This window comes from Streptosporangiales bacterium, assembly GCA_009379825.1.
GTDB lineage: Bacteria > Actinomycetota > Actinomycetes > Streptosporangiales > WHST01 > WHST01.
This window is the reverse complement of record WHTA01000059.1, coordinates 1-19,148: the sequence shown is the minus strand read 5'-3', so window position 1 is coordinate 19,148 and position 19,148 is coordinate 1. Positions and strand designations below refer to the sequence as shown.

Here is a 19,148-nt window from a genome sequence, read left to right as displayed (position 1 = left end):
AACTCGCGCCGCAAATGCATTGAGTCTCGTGAACTCAATTTCAGTGAGCGCGAAGGATCGACATGACCGAGACCACACGGCTACCCGTACTGCCGTTGGACGACGAGGTCGTCCTGCCCGGCATGGTGGTGCCACTCGACCTCTCAGAGAGCGCCGTCCACGCAGCCATCGACGCAGCTCAGGCCGCCAACGCCAGCCGGGAACAGGCGCCGGGGATCCGTACGCCGAAGTCCGCCGAGGTGCTCCTCGTGCCCCGCTCTGACGGCAAGTACGGCTCGATCGGCACCCGTGCCGTCGTCGACCAGGTGGGCCGGCTACCGAACGGGCACCGCGGCGCCGTCGTCCGCGGCACCGCGAGGATGGCGATCGGCGCCGGCACGTCCGGGGGCGCCGCGCTCTGGGTGGAGGCGACCACCGTGGCCGAGACCGGCGCGGACGGCCCCCGCATCGACGAGCTGGCCACCGAGCTGCGCCACCTGCTGGTCGGCACGCTGCAGCAGCGCGGCGCCTGGCAGGTCGCCGAGGTGGTGGAGAGCCTGGAGGAGCCGGGACGCCTGGCCGACCAGGTCGGCTACGCGTCGTACCTCAGCACCACGCAGAAGCAGCAGCTGCTCGAGGAGCTGGACGTCGGGAGCCGGCTCGAGCTGGCGCTCGGCTGGGTGAAGGAGCACATCGCCGAGCAGGACGTCGCGGAGGACATCCGCAAGGAGGTGCAGGACGGCGTCGACAAGCAGCAGCGCGAGTTCCTGCTCCGCCGGCAGCTGGAGGCGGTGAAGAAGGAGCTGGCCGAGCTGGACGGCACCCCCGCCAACGAGGAGGAGGACTACCGCGCCAGGGTCGAGGCGGCCGACCTGCCCGACGAGGTACGCAAGGCCGCGCTGCGCGAGGTCGACAAGCTGGAGCGCTCGTCCGACGCGTCGCCGGAGAGCGGCTGGATCCGCACCTGGCTCGACACCGTGCTCGACATCCCGTGGCAGGTGCGTACGGAGGACGCGTACGACATCACCGGCGCACGCGGCGTGCTGGACGCCGACCACGCCGGCCTGGCCGACGTGAAGGACCGGATCATCGAGCACCTGGCCGTGCGCAAGCGCCGCGAGGAGCGGGGGCTAGGCGTCGTCGAGGGCCGCCGCAGCGGTGCCGTGCTCGCCCTGACCGGCCCGCCTGGCGTCGGCAAGACGTCGCTCGGCGAGTCGGTCGCGCGCGCCATGGGCCGCAAGTTCGTACGGGTCGCGCTCGGCGGCGTGCGCGACGAGGCGGAGATCCGCGGCCACCGGCGTACTTACGTCGGCGCGCTTCCCGGCCGGATCGTCCGGGCGATCAGGGAAGCCGGCTCGATGAACCCGGTGGTGCTGCTCGACGAGATCGACAAGGTCGGCGCCGACTACCGCGGCGACCCGACGGCGGCACTGCTCGAGGTGCTCGACCCGGCGCAGAACCATACGTTCCGCGACCACTACCTGGAGGTCGAGCTGGACCTGTCGGACGTGCTGTTCCTCGCCACGGCGAACGTGGTGGAGCAGATCCCGGCGCCGCTGCTCGACCGGATGGAGCTGGTGACGCTCGACGGCTACACCGAGGACGAGAAGGTCGTCATCGCCCGCGAGCACCTGCTGCCGCGGCAGCGGGACCGCGCCGGGCTGGACGACACCGACGTCACGTTAACCGACGCCGCGCTACGGCGGCTGGCGACCGAGTACACCAGGGAGGCCGGGGTGCGCGCGCTCGAGCGCAGCATCGCCAGGGCCCTGCGCAAGGTCACCGCGTCGGTGGCGCTCGACGGCACCACGCTGCCGGTCGACATCGACGCCGACGACCTGACCACGCACCTCGGCCGGCCGAAGCACCTGCCGGAGTCTGCGCAACGTACCGGAGTGCCGGGCGTGGCCACCGGTCTCGCGGTCACCGGCACCGGTGGTGACGTGCTGTTCGTCGAGGCGTCGCTGGCCGACCCCGAGACCGGCGACAGCGGGCTCACCCTGACCGGCCAGCTCGGCGACGTGATGAAGGAGTCCGCGCAGATCGCGCTCTCGTACCTGCGCTCGCACGGCGCGGAGCTGGAGCTGCCGGTCGGCGACCTGAAGGACCGCAGCGCGCACGTGCACGTGCCCGCGGGTGCGATCCCGAAGGACGGCCCGAGCAGCCGGTGTCACCATGACCACGGCGCTCGCGTCCCTGCTGTCCGGACGGCCGGCACGGGCGAACGTCGCGATGACCGGCGAGGTGTCGCTGACCGGCCGGGTGCTACCGATCGGCGGGGTGAAGCAGAAGCTGCTCGCCGCGCACCGGGCGGGCATCGACACCGTGCTGATCCCGGCACGCAACGAGCCCGACCTGGACGACGTACCCGAGGAGGTGCGCGACCAGCTCACCGTCCACCCGGTCAGCGACGTCCGTGAGGTGCTCGAGCTGGCCCTGGAACCGGCGCGCCAGCACGAGCAGCTCGCGGCCTGAACACCGGACCGGGGCACGCTACTCGTCCTCCTGGTCCTCGTCCCGGTCACGCTGGGTCTGGCGCTGCCGCTCGCGATAGCTGTAGGCGGCAGCGCGGATCGCGTGGTCGGAGTCGAGTGCCCCGCCGATGGTCAGGGTGGTGACGGTCGCGGCGTTGTAGAGACCGCTGAGACCGCGGTGAGTACGGCAAGGCGCAGCGGGCTGAGGCTCGTCGCCAGCATCCGTTCGCTGCTGTTGATCAGGAAGAACGCGCTGATCGCGAACGCTGCGATCAGCGCCGAGCTCAACCCGGTCGCCAGCCGCCACGGCCGGTTCGCCCGCACCATGCCGAACAACAGCCGCAGCCGGACGCCACCGATCGCGGGCAGTGAGATCAGCGCGACCCCGCGGTCGGCGTCTATGTCGGCGGCGACCGGACGGCCGCCGTCGACCAACGGCAGGTCGGTGATGCAGGCGACGACGTCCGCGCCCCACTGCCGACGGCGGGACGCGGCGTGGTCGAGCATGGTCGCCTGGCTGTCGGTACCCGCGGGAAGCCGTTCGTAGGCCACCGTCACGTCCGGTTGCTGCATGTCACCGAACGCCGCGGCGAGCCGCTCCGGCAGCGCGGACGCGAGGTATCTGCCGGCCTCGGCAGGCGCGAGGTCCGGGTCGGCGAGCAGGCCGACCCGGCCGTCGCTGTCGGCTGGTGTGTGCACGCCGACCAGGTACCCGGACCGCACCGCCAGAAACAGCGACCGCCGAGGAACGACTCCGGCGTGTTAAGCTACCGCGCCCTTTCACCCACTCTCTCGGCCCAGGAGACGGCCATGCCCTCGCCTGCCCATGCCCAGGAGGACGACTCACCGACGAGCAGCGCTATCTGAGCCGGGCCCGCGACCACCTGGCCCGGATGCGCGAGCACGTCCTGTCGCTGCACGCCGATGCCGGCGATCCTGTCTCACAGGCGTACCTCGACGCGGCCCTGTACTACCGCGCCGAGGCATTGAGGACGACCCCGACACCCCGCTGTTCTTCGGTCGCATCGACACCGACGACCCGCCCAGCCGGTACTACGTCGGCCGCCGGCACGTCACCGACGACCGCGGCGACCCGGTGGTCGTGGACTGGCGCGCCGACGTGTCGCTGGCGTTCTACCGCGCGACCGGCACCGAGCCGATGAACCTCGCGCTGCGGCGCAGGTTCGGGTTCGCCAAGGGGACGCTGACCGCACTCGAGGACGAGACCTTCGACGCCGCCGCCACGCACGGCCCGTCGGAGATCCTGCAGGAGGAGATCGAACGCCCGCGCGTCGGGCCGATGCGCGACATCGTCGCAACCATCCAGCCGGACCAGGACGTGATCGTCCGCGCCGACCTCGGTGCCACCATCTGCGTGCAGGGTGCACCGGGCACCGGGAAGACCGCTGTCGGGCTGCACCGGGCGGCGTACCTGCTGTACGCGTTCCGCGACCGGCTGAGCCGTTCCGGCGTGCTCGTCGTCGGCCCGAACCACGCGTTCCTCGGCTACATCAAGGGCGTGCTGCCCGCACTCGGCGAGCTGGACGTGCAGCAGCTGACCGTCGAGGAGCTGCTCGGCGCGGTGCGCATCCGCGGCGTGGACGACCCGGCGGTCGCACGGCTGAAGGGCGACGCCCGGCTGGCGGAGGTGATCCGTCGTGCGGTGCGCGCGTCCGTCCGCCGACCCACCGAAGGCTTCGTGCTCACCCGTGGGTCCAGGCGCTGGCGGGTGGCCGACTACGAGCTGGCCGACCTGGTCGAGGAGCTACAGACCAGGGACGTGCGGTACGAGGCGGCGCGCCAGATGCTCGCGCAACGCGTCGCGCACGTGGTGCTCACCCGGATGGAGCGCGCCGGCGAGTCACCCGACGACCGCATCCAGAACGCCGTCGCGCGCAGCAGACCCGTCCGTGATCTCGTCGACCAGCTGTGGCCGCGGATCAAGCCGGCGCAGGTCGTTTTCCGGCTGCTGAGCGACCCTGCGTTCCTCGCCGACTGCGCCGAAGGCCTGCTCGACGGCGACGAACAGCGACTGCTGCTGTGGAGCAGCCCGCCGCGCAGCGTGGGCACCGCGCGCTGGAGCCTGCCGGACGCGGCACTGGTGGACGAGGCGGCCGACCAGGTCGAGCGCACCGCGGGCCTCGGCCACGTCATCCTGGACGAGGCGCAGGACCTCTCCCCCATGCAGCTGCGTGCGATCGGCCGCCGCTGCAGCACCGGCTCTGCCACCGTGCTCGGCGACATCGCGCAGGGCAGCACACCGTGGGCGGCCTCGTCGTGGACGGATGCGCTGCGCCACCTGGGCAAGACGGACGCACACGTGGAGGAGCTGACCAAGGGCTACCGCGTGCCGCGGCAGATCATCGACTTCGCCACCCGGCTGCTGCCGCAGATCGCACCGACCCTCGCACCCGCGGAGTCGGCCCGCACCGCGGCCGGCGCGCTGCACGTCCGCACCGTCGACGCCGCCGCGGTGGACGACGCCGCGGTGGCCGCGTGCCTGGCGGCGCTGAGCGCCGAGGGCTCGGTCGGCCTGATCGCCGCGGACGACCGGGTGCGTGCGCTGGCCGCGGCGCTCGGTCGCGACGGCCAGTCGTACCGGCTGTTGGGCGCGGACGTCGAGGACGACACCGACGAGCGGCTGGCACTGGTGCCCGCCGCCGTCGCGAAGGGCCTGGAGTTCGACCGCGTGGTCGTGGTCGAACCGGCCGAGATCGTCGCCGCCGAGCCGCGCGGCCTGCACCGGCTGTACGTCGTACTGACCCGCGCGGTGTCCGGCCTCACGGTCGTGCACGCCACCGCGCTACCGGGCGCGCTCGCCGCCTGACCCGAGTCAGAAGTCGGCTGATCGATCATGTCGCGCACTCGAGATCACCGGTACGACGGCTACCCGACGAAGTCGGCGATGATCCGCGTGCACAGGTCGGGCTGCTGCAAGTTCCACAGGTGGCCGCCACCCTCCACGATCCGCAGCTCCGCGCCCGGGACCGCCGCCGACAGGGCCCGCACCGAGGCCAGGTTCGTGTCGTCCTCGCTGCCACAGCACACCAGCGTCCGCGCGGTGATCTCGCCCAGCCGCGGGGTGAGGTCGACGCGACCCAGCTCCCGCATCGCGTCCGACTGCGTCTCCCGGCCGGCGGCCAGCACGTCGGCCAGGTAGTTGTCCGCGTCGCGCCGGTCGGCCGGGCGCACGATCCGCAGCCCGGTGGCCGCGAGGTTCGCCGGCGGCAACACTGCCGTGATCGCCCGCTGGGCGAGCAGCAGCCGCTTCGACATCCGTGCCGGGGTGCCGGACAGCAGCAGCCCTTCCACCTTCGCCGGTTCGGCGAGCGCGGCCCGTACGGCGACCGTGCCGCCGAGCGACACCCCGACCAGGTACGCGGGCGCCTCGGCGAGCAGCTCACGCACCACGCCGACCGCTGTGTCGATGCGGAACGGTCCCGGCGCCTGGCCGTGCCCGGGCAGATCCGGTGCCACCAGCTCGTACCTGTCCGCCAGCGCCTCGAGCTGGGCGCGCCACATCCGCCGGCTCAGGCCCATCCCGTGGAGCAGCACGACTCTCGCGCTCATCGCCTCAGTTCGCCGTCTGCTCGGGGGCCTGGGGGTGGCGAAGCCCCGGATGCGCTGCGGGCAGCACCTTACGCAGCACCCACCAGCTCGCCGCGATGCACGCTACCTGCAGCGGCCAGCTCAGGGCGAGCCGCGCGATGCCCAGCGGCACGACCAGGCCGGCCAGCCAGAGCGGCCCGTACACGGCGACGCGCAGCACGTACTGCCCCACCCACAGCCAGCTCGCCCAGCTGTACGCCCGCAGCAGCGCGGGGTCGCGGCGCCAGCGGGTGCGCTGCCCGAGAACCCCACCGACGACCACCCCGAGCAGCGGCCAGCGGAACGCGATGCTCACCGACCACACCAGAGCGCTCGCGATGTTGGAGAGCAGCTGGATGAGGAAGAAGTCGGCGGCCCTGCCGGTGTAGAGCGCGACGAGCGCGGCGATCACGACGAGCGCGACGCTCAGCAACGCCGCACGCGGCTTCTTCCCGCGCAGCAGCCGGTACCCGCCGACGAGCACACCGACACCGATAGCAACGACCGCACCCCAGCCGATGGACCTTCCGGTCACCAGCCAGCCGACGACGAATGCCGCCGGCGGCAGGCTCGCGTCGAGCGCGCCACCGCGGCCGCCGAGCAGATCGGCGAGGGTCTCCTGCCGGGGCGGCGTCGGGTGCGGGTCTGACACCCCTTCAGCTTGCCTTGTCGACCGCACGACCGTGATGTGCACCCCGTCGTCATACGTCAGCGGCGGCGTAGGCCCGCAGCCACCAACCGCTGCACGAGCACCCTGGACCGCACCGGCACCGCGCCGGCCGCGATCACGTCGTCGCGCCGCTCGGCCGGCACGTCGTAGTGGTCGCGGTGGAACGCCCTGCTCGGCAGGCCGACGCGCGCCGCGAAGGCGTGCAGCTCGTCGTACGACTCGTCGCTGACCAGGTGGCACCAGAGTCTGCCGTGGCGGGGCCAGGCCGCGGGATCGACGAGCACGGTCACCCGGTCAGCCTAGGCGGCCCATCCATGAAACCGAGCCGGAGCACGACACGTCGGAGCACCCGACGCTACCCCGGAGGACCGATGAACACACCGCAGCAGACCCCAAGCTTCCGGCAGCAGCCGATGGCGCAGCCGCAGCAGACCCCAGGTTTCCCGCAACAGCCGATGGCGCAGCCGCAGCAGCCGTACGCCCGTCCGCAGCCGTACGCCGGTCCGCAGATGCAGCAGCCGCCGCAGGCGATCGGCCAGGCGCCGCCGGCCGCGCCGTACCAGGCGCCGCCGCCACCCGCCGCCTACGCGCCCGGCCAGTACCCGCAGCAGGCCGCGCCCGGCCAGCCCCAAGCCGCGCCGTACCAGGCGCCGCCGCCACCCGCCGGCTACGCGCCCGGCCAGTACCCGCAGCAGGCCGCGCCCGGCCAGCCCCAAGCCGCGCCGTTCCAGGCGCCGCCGCGGCAGACCCGCGGCAAGGGCATGATGATCTTCGGTGCCGTGCTCGGCGCGATCGGCGCCATCATCACCGTCGTCACGTTCCTGACCGCCGACCCAGGCGGCACGTTCGTCGTCGCGTTCGGCCCGATGATCGCCGGTATCGGCCTGTTCATCCGCGGCCTGATCACCTATCTCGCCAGTCGCGCCCGCTGACCCACCCGAGCCACCGCCCGCCGCCAACCACACCCGGCGGCGGGCGGCTCCATGTCTGCGTACCGATGGTCAACGGCCACCGGCGTACACCTGCACCGCAAGGACCCGGCGCGACCCTGGGGCTAGCTGTCGCCCTCGGCGATCGCTACGCGCAGATGCTGCAGCGACTCGCGCATCTGGGCGCTCCACCTGTCCAGTGCGGCGGTGTCGACCGGGAAGGCATGCGCGACCTGGCCGTCGTGTGGTCCAACACCCTGGCCACGCTCGTCCTGCGTCACAACTGCCGCCCTTCTCGGTCGCCGCTAGATGCCCGCTCCGACGACGCCCGCTGCGTACGAGTTCCGGACCGTACGGCACGTCTTCCGCGCTGTCGGATCCGTGTGCGAACATATGTTCGAATGAGGGCTCCGACGATCCTGCACGCCGATCTCGACGCGTTCTACGCCTCCGTCGAGCAGCGTGACGACCCCTCACTGCGCGGCAAGCCGGTGATCGTCGGCATGGGGGTGGTGCTGGCAGCGAGCTACGAGGCGAAGGCGTGCGGGGTCCGGACGGCGATGGGCGCCACCACCCGTGCGCGCCACCTATGCCCGCGCGCACGGGTGGTGGCGCCGCGGATGTCCGCGTACAGCGCGGCCAGCAAGGCCGTCTTCGAGGTGTTCAAGCAGACCACGCCACTGGTCGAGGGGCTGTCCATCGACGAGGCGTTCCTGGATGTCGGCGGCCTGCGCAAGCTCGTCGGCCCGGCGGCGGAGATCGCCAGCACGCTACGCCGCGAGGTCGCCACCCAGGTGGGGCTGCCGATCACCGTCGGGGTGGCCCGTACGAAGTTCCTTGCCAAGGTCGCGAGCGGGGTGGCGAAGCCGGACGGCCTGCTCGTGGTACCGCCAGACGGCGAGCTCGGGTTCCTGCACCCACTACCGATCGAGCGCCTCTGGGGCGTCGGCCCCACCACAGCGGAGAAGCTGCGCAAGCGCCGCGTCCACACCGTCGGGCAGGTCGCAGGACTGCCAGAGACCGAGCTCGTCGCACTGTTGGGCAAGGCCGCCGGGCGACACCTGCACGCACTGGCGCACAATCGCGACCCGCGCCCCATCGAGACCGGCCGCAGGCGGCGGTCGGTCGGCGCGCAGCGGGCGCTCGGCCGGCACCCACGCTCGGCCGACGAGCTCGCCAGCATCCTCGCCGGCCTGGTCGACCGCGTCAGCCGCCGGTTGCGCACCGGCGGCCGGGCGTGCCGTACCGTCGTCCTGCGGCTGCGCTTCGACGACTTCACCCGGGTGACCCGCTCACACACGCTGGCCCAGCCGACGACGCTGACCGAGCCGCTGTGCGCGACCGCGCACGGGCTGCTCGCCACGGCGATGCCAATGATCAGGGAGCACGGCATCACCATGATCGGCGTCAGCCTGGCCAACCTGGACGACGACTCGCTCCAGCTGCCACTGCCGTTCGACGCGGACGCCGAGGCGGCGCTCGACGGCGCCCTCGACGACGTCCGCAGCCGCTTCGGGCACGGCGCCGTCACCAGGGCGGCACTTCTCCGTCACGGCGACGGGATCGCGGTTCCCCTTGCTGCCGGACTGATGGTAGAATCGAACACATGTTCGACGCCGACCAGCGGTCCCTTCCCACCGGACGTCCCACCGCGGACTGGGATCACACCATCGACCCGCACCCGAGACCGTACCAACCCGGCTGGCGGCGCTCCTGGTTCCGTCGGCATCGCGCACAGGGCTCCGACGACGAGCGGCCCGGGCAGCCGCCGCTGTTCAGCTGACCCACCGACCACGTGCCCGCCCCCCGGGGCCCAGAGCCGGGGTCTGCTACCTCCGTCAGATCACGGTCCCAGGCACGTCAGGCACCCCCGGGCAGCCGCCGCTGTTCAGCTGACCCACCGACCACGTGCCCGCCCCCCGGGGCCCAGAGCCGGGATCTGCTACCTCCGTCAGATCGCGGTTCCGGGCACGTCGAGCGCCCTTGTTGGTCACTCGGGCGCGTAAACACGACGAAGGGCGGTCCCGTAGGGGACCGCCCTTCGCGTGCGAACTAGCTGACAGCCGGACTCAGAAGTCCATGCCGCCCATGCCGCCGTCGCCACCCGGAGCGGCCGGTGCGGCCTTCTCCGGCTTGTCGGCGACGACCGCCTCGGTGGTCAGGAACAGACCGGCGATGGAGCCGGCGTTCTGGATCGCCGAGCGGGTCACCTTGGCCGGCTCGATGATGCCTTCCTTGACCATGTCGACGTACCCACCGGTCGCCGCGTTCAGGCCCTGGCCCGCACCCAGCGAACGGATCTTCTCGACGACGACGCCGCCCTCGAGACCGGCGTTGTGCGCGATCTGCAGGGTCGGAGCCTTCAGTGCGGTCTTCACGATCAGCGCACCGGTGAGCTCGTCACCCTCCAGGTCGATCTTCTCGAACGCGGCCTCCGCAGCGAGCAGCGCGACGCCACCGCCAGGAAGCACACCCTCCTCGACGGCCGCCTTTGCGTTGCGAACGGCGTCCTCGATGCGGTGCTTGCGCTCCTTCAGCTCCACCTCGGTGGCGGCACCGACCTTGATCACCGCAACACCGCCGGCCAGCTTGGCCAGGCGCTCCTGCAGCTTCTCGCGGTCGTAGTCGGAGTCGCTGTTCTCGATCTCGGTGCGGATCTCGTTGACCCGGCCCTGGATCTGCTCGGCGTCGCCGGAGCCGTCGATGATCGTCGTCTCGTCCTTCGTGACGACCACCTTGCGCGCCTGACCGAGCAGCTCGATGTCGGCGTTCTCCAGCTTGAGACCGACGTCCTCGCTGATGACCTGGCCACCGGTGAGGATCGCCATGTCCTGCAGCATCGCCTTGCGACGGTCACCGAAGCCAGGCGCCTTCACGGCGACCGACTTGAAGGTGCCGCGGATCTTGTTGACGACCAGAGTCGCAAGACCCTCGCCCTCGACGTCCTCGGCGATGATCAGCAGCTGCTTGCCGCTCTGCATGACCTTCTCGAGCAGCGGGAGCATGTCCTTGACGGCCGAGATCTTACCCTGGTGGAGCAGGATGTACGGGTCCTCGAGGACGGCTTCCATCCGGTCGTTGTCGGTGACGAAGTAACCGGAGACGTAGCCCTTGTCGAAGCGCATACCCTCGGTGAGCTCGAGCTCGAGCCCGAAGGTGTTGCTCTCCTCGACGGTGATGACGCCTTCCTTGCCGACCTTGTCCATCGCCTCGGCGATGATCTCGCCCACGCTCGGGTCGGCCGCGGAGATCGACGCGGTGGACGCGATCTGCTCCTTGGTCTCGACGTCCTTGCTCTGCTTGGACAGCTCCTCGGCGACGCGCTCGACGGCGACCTCGATGCCCTTCTTCAGGGACATCGGGTTGGCGCCGGCGGCAACGTTGCGCAGACCCTCACGGACCAGCGCCTGCGCGAGGACGGTCGCCGTCGTCGTACCATCACCGGCGACGTCGTCGGTCTTCTTCGCGACCTCTTTGACGAGCTCCGCCCCGATCCTCTCCCACGGGTCCTCGAGCTCGATCTCCTTGGCAATGCTCACACCATCGTTGGTGATGGTGGGGGCACCCCACTTCTTGTCCAGAACGACGTTGCGGCCCTTGGGACCGAGCGTCACCTTGACGGCATCGGCAAGGGCGTTCATGCCGCGCTCGAGGCGCCGGCGGGCATCCTCGTTGAACGCGATCATCTTGGCCATACGGGTGGGTCCTCCCTGTTTCGGGTGGATTCTCACGCGCACGCCCGAAATCGAGCCGGCGCCCGCGACGGACGGCTCCTGCCGTACGGCTACCCTGCCGCCATACGACCCGAGCCTCACCGCCCGATCGGCGACGTGCTGTCACTCTCCCGTTGAGAGTGCTAGCTCCTTGTTTAGCACTCGCCCAGGGAGAGTGCAAGTCGTTCACGCGCACCCGGGTGTCCGGCCGCACAGGTCGGTAGGCTGGCCACCACCAAGATCCGCTGCCAGCCCGCTACCTCGAGGTCAGACGTGAACGAACCGACCGGCGCCAGGGCGCGCTGAGGAGCAGCGACGGTGGATCTGCAGAAGCGACAACGGCTCGGTTACCTGACCGCGGCCCTGGTCGTGCTGCTCGTCGCCTTCAGCGTGGCCGGCGGCTACATCGCGGGGTACTACAACGTCGCCGGCGCCAACCCGGTCACGCCGCCCCGCCCGCTGCCGAAGGACGTCTGCTCGGTGCTCTCCAAGTCCACCCAGCTGCGGCTGGTGCCGAGCGGCGTGGCTGTGCGGCCGCGCGTGACCCAGGACGGCACCACGAAGACGACCGCCAGCTGCGGGCTGGCCACCGGCACCCGCAACGCGATCACGTACAACGAGGGCCGGCTGTCGATCCAGGTGGACCGCTACGGCGGCGGGACCGCCAGCGACCGCACGAGGGCCGCGGAACAGGCCATGACGGAGATCCTCAACCGCGCAGACCCGGCCGGCGAGGCGGACAAGAAGCTCGGTGAGCTGTCCTGGGTGACCCTGGAGAAGGTAGGCGCGAACACCTGGCGGGCCCGCGTCTTCGCCCAGCAGGAGGACACCGTCGCCGGGATCGACTACACCACCTGGCTGGGCAACGGGCGCGACACCCGTAAGGCCGCGGTCGCCGTCACCAATGAGCTGCTCGCCGGGCTGACATGAGCGACCACTACCGGCTGGCGGACTCCGGGACCGACGACGAGGTCGCGGCGGGCCCGCCTGCCGTGCTGCGTAAGCCGTGGCGGGTGTTCCTCGCACTCGTCCCGCTCGTCGCCATCCTCGCCGCCGTCGCCGGCGCCATCGGGTACGGCTACGGCGAGTCGACGGGTACACGGCAGGTCAGGAAGCAGCTCGCGAGCACTGAGCCGGCCAACTCGGAGTCGCCGCGCGCCACCCCCGCGAAGCCGGTGCCGGAACCGTTCATCTCCTCGATGCCGCGACCGATGCGCACCGGTCTGCGGGCGGGGGCGACACCCCAGCAGGTCGTCGGGCCGGAGTTCGACGCCAGCCAGCCGACCAGGACGCTGAGCCCCAACGTGCCGTTCTCGTTCCGAGCGCCGAAAGGCAAGTGGACGCAGCGCACGCCACACCCGCTGCGCGACATCGCGTACGCAAGCGCCTTCTACCGGCCGTCCGGCGACGAGACCGCGAAGACCTCGCCGCTGTACGCCGCATTCGCGTGGCGGGCCTGCGGCAAGTGCTCGCTGTCCGACGTGCCGGAGTTCGACCAGCGGTTCCGCGAGTTCCACGGCACCCCGGACTTCGAGCTGGAGCAGAAGTCGGACCACACCGCGTACGACGAGGTCACCGACGGGGAGACCCACTACCTGGTCGTCCGGCACGTGTTCGAGAGCCCGGACGGCAACACGTACCTGATCGACTACCTCGTACGGGCGCCTGCGGCCGAGCGGGAGCAGGCCCAGCAGCTGGCCAACGAGATCCTCACCCAGTCGTCCTGAGCGGGCTCAGCCGCCGGCGACGGCCGGGATGATGGAGATCTGCGCACCCGCGGGGATCGAGGTCGCCAGTCCCTCGGCGAACCGCACGTCCTCGTCCCCGACGTACACGTTGACGAACCTGCGGACCTTGCCGTCGTCGTCGAGCACCCTGGCCTTCAGCCCGGGGTGGTCGGACTCGAGCTGGTCGAGCACGGCGGCGAGGGTGTCGCCGCTGCTCTCCACCTCGCTGGCCCCGCCGGTCAACGGACGCAGGATGGTCGGGATACGAACGGAAACGCTCACGCGCCCGCCTTTCTGGTCGAGTCGGCGCTCATCTGCTGAGGCCGAGTGCCGGTGATACCTCGTTGAATGCCGCGACGCTCGGGGCGATGGTCGCCGCGGGCTTCGCCACGTCGCTCACTGCGCCGAGTGTCTTCAGCCCGTCGCCGGAGATGATGGCCGCGGTCTCCGCCTCCGGGTCGATCTGGCCGGACTCGACGAGCTTCTTCAGCACCGCCACCGTCACGCCGCCCGCGGTTTCCGCGAAGATGCCCTCGGTACGTGCCAGCAGCTGGATCGCCTCGACGATCTCCTCGTCGGAGACGTGCGCGACCGCACCGCCGGTGCGGCGCGCGATGTCGAGCACGTACGGCCCGTCGGCCGGGTTGCCGATGGCCAGCGACTTCGCGATGGTGCTCGGCTTCACCGGCTGCACCACGTCGTGGCCGCCCTGGTACGCCTGCGCGACCGGCGAGCAGCCGGTGGCCTGCGCGCCGTACACCCGGTACGGCGTCTCGTCGACCAGGCCGAGCTTGGTCAGCTCGGTGAACGCCTTGTCGACCTTCGTCAGCTGCGAACCGGACGCCACCGGCACCACGATCTGCTGCGGCAGCCGCCAGCCCAGCTGCTCCGCGATCTCGTAACCGAGCGTCTTGGAGCCTTCGGCGTAGTACGGCCGGACGTTGACGTTCACGAACGCCCAGTCCTCGAACTCACCGGCCAGCTCTGACGCCAACCGGTTGACGTCGTCGTAGGTGCCCTCCACCGCGAGCAGCGCACCGCCGTACACGGCGGTGGTGGTGATCTTCTGCTCCTCCAGGTCGTGCGGGATCAGCACGACCGACTGGATGCCGCCCCGAGCGGACGCCGCGGCGACCGCGTTGGCGAGGTTGCCCGTCGACGGGCAGGCGAGCACCTTGAAGCCGAGCTCGCGGGCGGCGGCGAGCGCGACGGCGACCACGCGGTCCTTGAACGAGTGCGTCGGGTTGCCGGTGTCGTCCTTCAGCCACAGCTGCCTGATGCCCAGCGCGTTCGCCAGCCCGTCGGCGCGGACCAGCCGCGTACAACCGGGCTCGGTGTTCGGGGTGTCCGCTACGTGCTCGGGCACCGGCAGCAGTCCGCGGTAGCGCCAGATGTTCGGTGGCCCGGCGGCGATGGACTCACGGGTGATGTTGCCGAACTCGTAGGCGACCTCGAGCGGCCCGAAGCACAGCTCACACGCGTAGCGGGGACCGATGTCGTAGGTCTGGCCGCACTCCCTGCAACTGAGCCCCCGAGCGGGGCCGAACGTGCGTGCGGTTGGCTGAACAGTCAAAGCGAGGCCCTTCCTCATCTTTCCTGGCCACGTACTTCGCAGCTCAGGCCGGAGTTGGCACCTGTCCCGGTTGCCTCGCAGTCGCGAGCCATATGTGTACCGGGAGGGTTGCCGGGGCTTCAACGGGCCGGTCCCTCTGCCCCTCTGGATGAGTTATTCAGTTGTCGAGATCTCAGTGTAACTGTCCATGATCCGAGACAGCGACGGTACGTGACGCATCCCTCGGCCACGACCGCCTGCTGGCTGAAAGCATAGGAGGATGACCGAGCTGTTGGTGGCCTCGAACCGCGGCCCGCTGTCGTTCCGCGTCCACGACGGCCAACTCACCGCCCAACGCGGCGGCGGTGGCCTCGTCTCCGGGCTTGCGTCGGTCAGCGCGACGACGGACGTCCTCTGGGTATGCGCTGCGCTGTCGGACACCGACCGGCAGGCGGCGAGCCAGGCCCCTGGCGGTTACCTGGAGAAGGCCGGCTACGACACCGGCGGCGCGTCGGTGCGGATGCTCGACATCCCGCCGGACACCTTCGACCGCGCCTACAACGTGGTGGCGAACTCCGTGCTGTGGTTCGTCCACCACATGCTCTACGACACGCCACGCCGTCCCGAGTTCGACCGCGCCTTCCGCGGCGACTGGCAGGCGTACGTCGAGTACAACACCGCGTACGCCGACGCGCTCGCCGAGACCGCGGCGCCCGGCGCGAAGGTGCTCGTGCAGGACTACCACCTCGCGCTCGTGCCGCGGCTGCTGCGCGAGCGCCGCGCGGACCTGCGCATCGCCCACTTCACGCACACGCCGTGGGCGCCACCCGAGTACTTCCGGATGCTGCCCGACGACGTCGCGACCGAGCTGCTCACCGGGATACTCGGCGCCGACCACGCCGGGTTCCTCTCGCCGCGCTGGGCGAGCGCTTTCGTTGACTGCTGCGCCGACGTCCTCGGCGCAGCAGTCACCTCCGACACCGTCGGCCTCGCCGACCGCACCACCAGGTGCGGGGTGCACGCGCTCGGCGCCGACGGCGAGTTCCTTGCGGAGCGGGCGAACGCCGACGACGTCGAGACCAGGATGCAGGCCATCCGGGCCAAGGCCGGCGACCGCCAGCTGATCGTCCGGGTGGACCGCACGGAGCTCAGCAAGAACATCCTGCGCGGCCTCGCCGCGTACCGCGAGCTGCTGCGCGAACGGCCGCAGTGGCGCGGCAAGGTCGTGCACGTCGCGTTCGCGTACCCGAGCAGGTACGGCCTGCCCGAGTACCGCGACTACGCCGCGGCCGTCGAGGAGCTGGCCGCCGAGATCCAGGACGAGTTCGGCACCGACGACTGGCAACCGCTGCTGCTGCAGGTCGACGACGACTTCGCCAGGTCGCTTGCCGCGTACCGGCTCGCGGACGTGCTGCTGGTCAACCCGATCCGCGACGGCATGAACCTGGTCGCGAAGGAGGGGCCGGTGCTCGCCGACCACGGGGTGACCCTCGTGCTGTCGCGCGAGGCGGGTGCGTACGACGAGCTCGGCGACGACGCGATCGCCGTGAACCCGTACGACGTCAGCGGCACCGCGCAGGCGCTGCACGAGGCGCTGTCGATGCCCGCGGACGAACGCGCGAAGCGGTGCCGGCGGCTGGCCGAGGCAGCCACCGGGCTCCCGCCGGCACAGTGGTTCGCCGACCAGGTGGCCGCACTCGACTGACGCCGCCGATGAGTCCTGCCCGTCCGGTCGGTCCTACAGAGCAACGAGAGGACCGACCATGACCAACAACGACACACCCCACGCAACCCGGCCGGCGGCGTGCGAACCGACCCGCGAGGCGAAGATCACCAGGTCGCTGCTGGGCTACGGCGTGCTCGCCGGCCCCGTCTACCTGGTGGCTTATCTGGTCCAGGGGCTGGTACGTGACGGGTTCGACGTCACGGTGCACGCCGCGAGCCTGCTCACCGCCGGCCCGTACGGCTGGGTCCAGGTGGTGAACTTCGTACTCACAGGCGCAATGGTGGTCACGGCCGCGGTCGGCCTGAGGCGGGCGCTTGCTACCGGGCGCGGTCGCACCTGGGGCCCGCTGCTGCTCGGCGTATACGGCGCCAGCATGATCGGCGCGGGCATCTTCCGCGCGGACCCCGCATTCGGCTTCCCCGCCGGCACCCCGGACGGTCCCGGCGCCGTGAGCTGGCACGGCACGCTGCACTTCGTGCTCGGTGGCATCGGCTTCCTCGGCTTCATCGCAGCCTGCGTCGTCTTCGCCACGCGCTTCGCCGGGCGCGGCGAGCGCGGCTGGGCGGCCTTCTCCGCGGTCACCGGGTTCGTGTTCCTCGCCGCGTTCATCGGCATCGCCTCGGGGTCGGCTGGTCCCTTCACCACGTTGCCGTTCGTCGCCGCCGTGGTGCTGTCGTTCGGCTGGCTCGGCGCACTGTCCGCCCGCCTCTACCGCGAGCTCGGCTGACCCGGTCAGGCCAGCAGGGTGCGCAGGAACGTCACGAGCGCCTGCGGGCCGTCGAGCACCAGGTCGGCGCGGTCGGTCACCTCAGGCACCGGCTCGGGTCCACGGCACGCCACGGTGAGGCCGGGTACGCCGGTGTTGCGCAGCACCTCCACCACCTCGAAGGCCGGCAGGTCACCGAGGTCGTCGCCGGCGTACAACACCGACGCCGCGGGCAACGCAGCCGCGACGTCGCGTAGCGCGGTGCCCTTGTCGGACGCGCCGCTGCGCAGCTCGTGCACGAACCTGCCCGGCTGCACCATCAGGCCGGTGCGGGCGGCGAGCTCCTGCAGCGGCGCGGCCAGCCGTACGAACAGGCCGTGCGGCTCGGCGGCGGCGCGCACGTGTACGGCGACCGAGGTGCCCTTCTCCTCCACGAACACGCCGGTCGGCGAGCCGAGGTCACGTAACAGCTCGGGTAGCGCCGCCCGTGCCGCGGCGAGGCCGGCCGGTGCCGGCGCCTGCGTGTAAGTGTCCGTCGCGGCGTCCCACCGCTCGTCGCCGTAGTGCCCGAGCACGACGAGCCCGTCGGTGCCGGCGTGCGCGGCAAGGCCCGCGTACTCCACCAGCGTGCCTGCGGGCCGACCGGTGAGCACCGCGACGGTGCGGCACCGCCGGGCGAGCGCGGTGAGCGCGTCGACCGCGCCAGGCACCGGCCGTGCGGCTGTCGGGTCGCCGACGATCTCGGCCAGCGTGCCGTCGAAGTCCACCGCGACGAGCGCGCCGGCCGGGCCGGTCCGTACGGCCTGCAGGCCGGCTCGGCCCGCTGCACTACGCGGTGCGTACACCGGGTCACCCATCGCCGCTCACCTCTTCCGACTCTCAGCCAACTCTCAGCCCGAGGCCTCCAGTTGGACCCGATCCTCGCGTACCTTGAACCCATGGCACAGCAACGAAGCGGGCCGGCGGCGTACGCATTGCTGCTCGTCGTCCTGTGCGCCTGTTGCCTGTTCGTCAGCACGCCTGCAGAGTCCGACCAGCCGGCCGGCAAGCGCTCCTCGCTCGCCGCGGTGATCAAGGACTTCGGTACGGCCCCCGTCGTCACGAAGCGGCTCGGCAGCGACGGCCTGGATGCGGCCCTCGGGCCGGTCGGCGGCCTGGGGGTGGCTCTCCTCCTGGTACTGGCCGCCGCGTCGCCGGTCGTCGCGTCGTTCAGCCGGCGCCGGCTGCGCAGCCTCGCCAGCCGGGCTCCGCCGCACGCTCTGGCCGTCCACAGCTGACCAGCCGACCACGGCACGTCCTGACGGTTCAGCCGCGACGCGCCGTATCAACGGACCGGAGCGCAGATGAGCACTACCCAACGACCACTGCCGGGCACTGCCCGAAGCCGCGCGGAACGGCTGGCGGCGCTGCTGCCATCCCTGCGCGAACAGCTGGAGGCGCAGCACGCCTTCCGTAGCGAACAGCTCACCAAACTCGACGAGGAACGGGCGCGCCTGGAGTCCGCCGAGCGCCAACAGGTCGACGCCGCCCTCGCCGACGCCGCCCGATGGGCACTCGCAGAGATCGACGCGGCCCTGACCCGCCTGACCGAGGGAAGCTACGGCACCTGCGACCAGTGCGCCGGCGCCATCCCCCTGGAGCGCCTCGAGGTGCTCCCGCACACCCGGTACTGCCCAACCTGCCAACAACAACAACTCCTCCCCGAAACCTGACCGCCGTCGGCCACCATCGAGCCGATGGCCGAACGCGGCGACGGCCGGGAGGCGATGGTTGGGCGAGGTGCCGGGCGCGATGGCCGGGCGAGGCGCCGACCGCGAGAGCTCGCCACCGGGAGGACTGCCAGCCAGCCGGGGCTGCCGGCCCAGCCAGCTGCCGGCCCGCAGCGCTGCCAGCCGGCTCGACCTGCCGAACCGGCGGGCTAGCCGCAATACCGTTCAGTTAGATTTCTGGATGAGGTAGTCCGGTGGGTGCTGGGGTTGTGGCCAGGTGGCGTGGTGTGAGCGTTTGACGTGCCACTTGGGCATCTTGCGTTTGATGACTGTGGGGGCGGCGCGGCGGCGCCGGGCGGGGTTGAGTCGTTGCAG

The 19,148-nt window shown here is 71.3% G+C and carries 15 protein-coding genes, 3 pseudogenes and 1 riboswitch; of the genes and pseudogenes, 10 read left to right on the top strand and 8 right to left on the bottom strand.

Annotated elements, in window-relative coordinates; all coding sequences use genetic code 11:
- Positions 1–62: 62 nt before the first annotated feature.
- Positions 63–2,454: pseudogene (lon, locus tag GEV07_22820) on the top strand (endopeptidase La).
- A gap of 131 nt (positions 2,455–2,585) precedes the next feature.
- Here lon and GEV07_22815 read toward each other — a convergent pair.
- Positions 2,586–3,152 (bottom strand): hypothetical protein, encoded by a 567-nt coding sequence (locus GEV07_22815; protein ID MQA05432.1) that lies wholly within the window; start codon positions 3,150–3,152, stop codon positions 2,586–2,588.
- A gap of 164 nt (positions 3,153–3,316) precedes the next feature.
- On the opposite strand from GEV07_22815, the pseudogene GEV07_22810 reads away from it, so the two are divergent.
- Positions 3,317–5,280 (top strand): annotated as a pseudogene (locus tag GEV07_22810) (AAA family ATPase).
- Between the two features lie 59 nt (positions 5,281–5,339).
- Here the strand turns inward: GEV07_22810 and GEV07_22805 are convergent.
- The 3 genes from GEV07_22805 to GEV07_22795 are packed head-to-tail and all read right to left on the bottom strand — an operon-like array spanning position 5,340 to position 7,001.
- Positions 5,340–6,023, bottom strand: a complete 684-nt coding sequence (locus GEV07_22805) for an alpha/beta fold hydrolase (protein ID MQA05431.1) — start codon at positions 6,021–6,023, stop codon at positions 5,340–5,342.
- Between the two features lie 4 nt (positions 6,024–6,027).
- Positions 6,028–6,693, bottom strand: a complete 666-nt coding sequence (locus GEV07_22800; protein MQA05430.1) for a DUF3159 domain-containing protein — start codon at positions 6,691–6,693, stop codon at positions 6,028–6,030.
- 56 nt (positions 6,694–6,749) lie between these two features.
- Positions 6,750–7,001, bottom strand: coding sequence for a DUF4031 domain-containing protein (locus GEV07_22795; GenBank protein ID MQA05429.1), 252 nt, complete (start codon positions 6,999–7,001; stop codon positions 6,750–6,752).
- A gap of 114 nt (positions 7,002–7,115) precedes the next feature.
- Between GEV07_22795 and GEV07_22790 the strand changes: the two are divergent.
- Positions 7,116–7,214, top strand: a pseudogene (locus GEV07_22790) (RDD family protein).
- A gap of 827 nt (positions 7,215–8,041) precedes the next feature.
- Positions 8,042–9,646, top strand: a complete 1,605-nt coding sequence (dinB, locus tag GEV07_22785) for a DNA polymerase IV (protein ID MQA05428.1) — start codon at positions 8,042–8,044, stop codon at positions 9,644–9,646.
- A gap of 63 nt (positions 9,647–9,709) precedes the next feature.
- Here dinB and groL read toward each other — a convergent pair whose 3' ends face one another.
- Positions 9,710–11,335: a chaperonin GroEL gene (gene groL / locus GEV07_22780; protein MQA05427.1), complete on the bottom strand. Its 1,626-nt coding sequence runs from the start codon at positions 11,333–11,335 to the stop codon at positions 9,710–9,712.
- Positions 11,336–11,671: 336 nt separating this feature from the next.
- On the opposite strand from groL, the gene GEV07_22775 reads away from it, so the two are divergent.
- Together GEV07_22775 and GEV07_22770 are read left to right on the top strand one after the other, a co-directional pair.
- The gene (locus GEV07_22775; GenBank protein ID MQA05426.1) at positions 11,672–12,283 is read left to right on the top strand and encodes a hypothetical protein; all 612 of its coding nucleotides are present in this window, start codon (positions 11,672–11,674) and stop codon (positions 12,281–12,283) included.
- Positions 12,280–13,080 (top strand): hypothetical protein, encoded by an 801-nt coding sequence (locus GEV07_22770; GenBank protein MQA05425.1) that lies wholly within the window; start codon positions 12,280–12,282, stop codon positions 13,078–13,080. The genes GEV07_22775 and GEV07_22770 overlap by 4 nt, the downstream gene beginning before the upstream one ends.
- Before the next feature lie 6 nt (positions 13,081–13,086).
- On the opposite strand, the gene GEV07_22765 is transcribed toward GEV07_22770, so the two are convergent.
- Positions 13,087–13,362, bottom strand: coding sequence for a molybdopterin synthase sulfur carrier subunit (locus GEV07_22765; GenBank protein MQA05424.1), 276 nt, complete (start codon positions 13,360–13,362; stop codon positions 13,087–13,089).
- Between the two features lie 28 nt (positions 13,363–13,390).
- Complete coding sequence (locus GEV07_22760; GenBank protein MQA05423.1) at positions 13,391–14,671, bottom strand: threonine synthase; 1,281 nt, start codon at positions 14,669–14,671, stop codon at positions 13,391–13,393.
- Positions 14,665–14,808: riboswitch (SAM riboswitch) on the bottom strand. It overlaps the preceding gene by 7 nt.
- Positions 14,809–14,912: 104 nt before the next feature.
- Here GEV07_22760 and GEV07_22755 point away from each other — a divergent pair.
- Together GEV07_22755 and GEV07_22750 are read left to right on the top strand one after the other, a co-directional pair.
- Positions 14,913–16,337, top strand: a complete 1,425-nt coding sequence (locus GEV07_22755) for a trehalose-6-phosphate synthase (GenBank protein MQA05422.1) — start codon at positions 14,913–14,915, stop codon at positions 16,335–16,337.
- A gap of 58 nt (positions 16,338–16,395) precedes the next feature.
- Positions 16,396–17,085 carry a DUF998 domain-containing protein gene (locus tag GEV07_22750; GenBank protein ID MQA05421.1) on the top strand — a complete coding sequence of 230 codons (690 nt, stop codon included), beginning with the start codon at positions 16,396–16,398 and terminating at the stop codon, positions 17,083–17,085.
- A 5-nt stretch (positions 17,086–17,090) separates the two neighbouring features.
- Here GEV07_22750 and otsB read toward each other — a convergent pair whose 3' ends face one another.
- On the bottom strand, positions 17,091–17,921 hold the full coding sequence (otsB, locus tag GEV07_22745) for a trehalose-phosphatase (protein MQA05420.1): 831 nt from the start codon (positions 17,919–17,921) through the stop codon (positions 17,091–17,093).
- Positions 17,922–18,002: 81 nt separating this feature from the next.
- Here otsB and GEV07_22740 point away from each other — a divergent pair, with 81 nt between their 5' ends.
- A complete protein-coding gene (locus GEV07_22740) occupies positions 18,003–18,341 on the top strand; it encodes a hypothetical protein (protein ID MQA05419.1) in 339 nt (112 codons plus the stop codon).
- A 66-nt stretch (positions 18,342–18,407) separates the two neighbouring features.
- Entirely contained in the window at positions 18,408–18,776 is a 369-nt protein-coding gene (locus GEV07_22735; protein ID MQA05418.1) for a hypothetical protein, read from the top strand.
- The last annotated feature ends 372 nt before the right edge of the window (positions 18,777–19,148 follow it).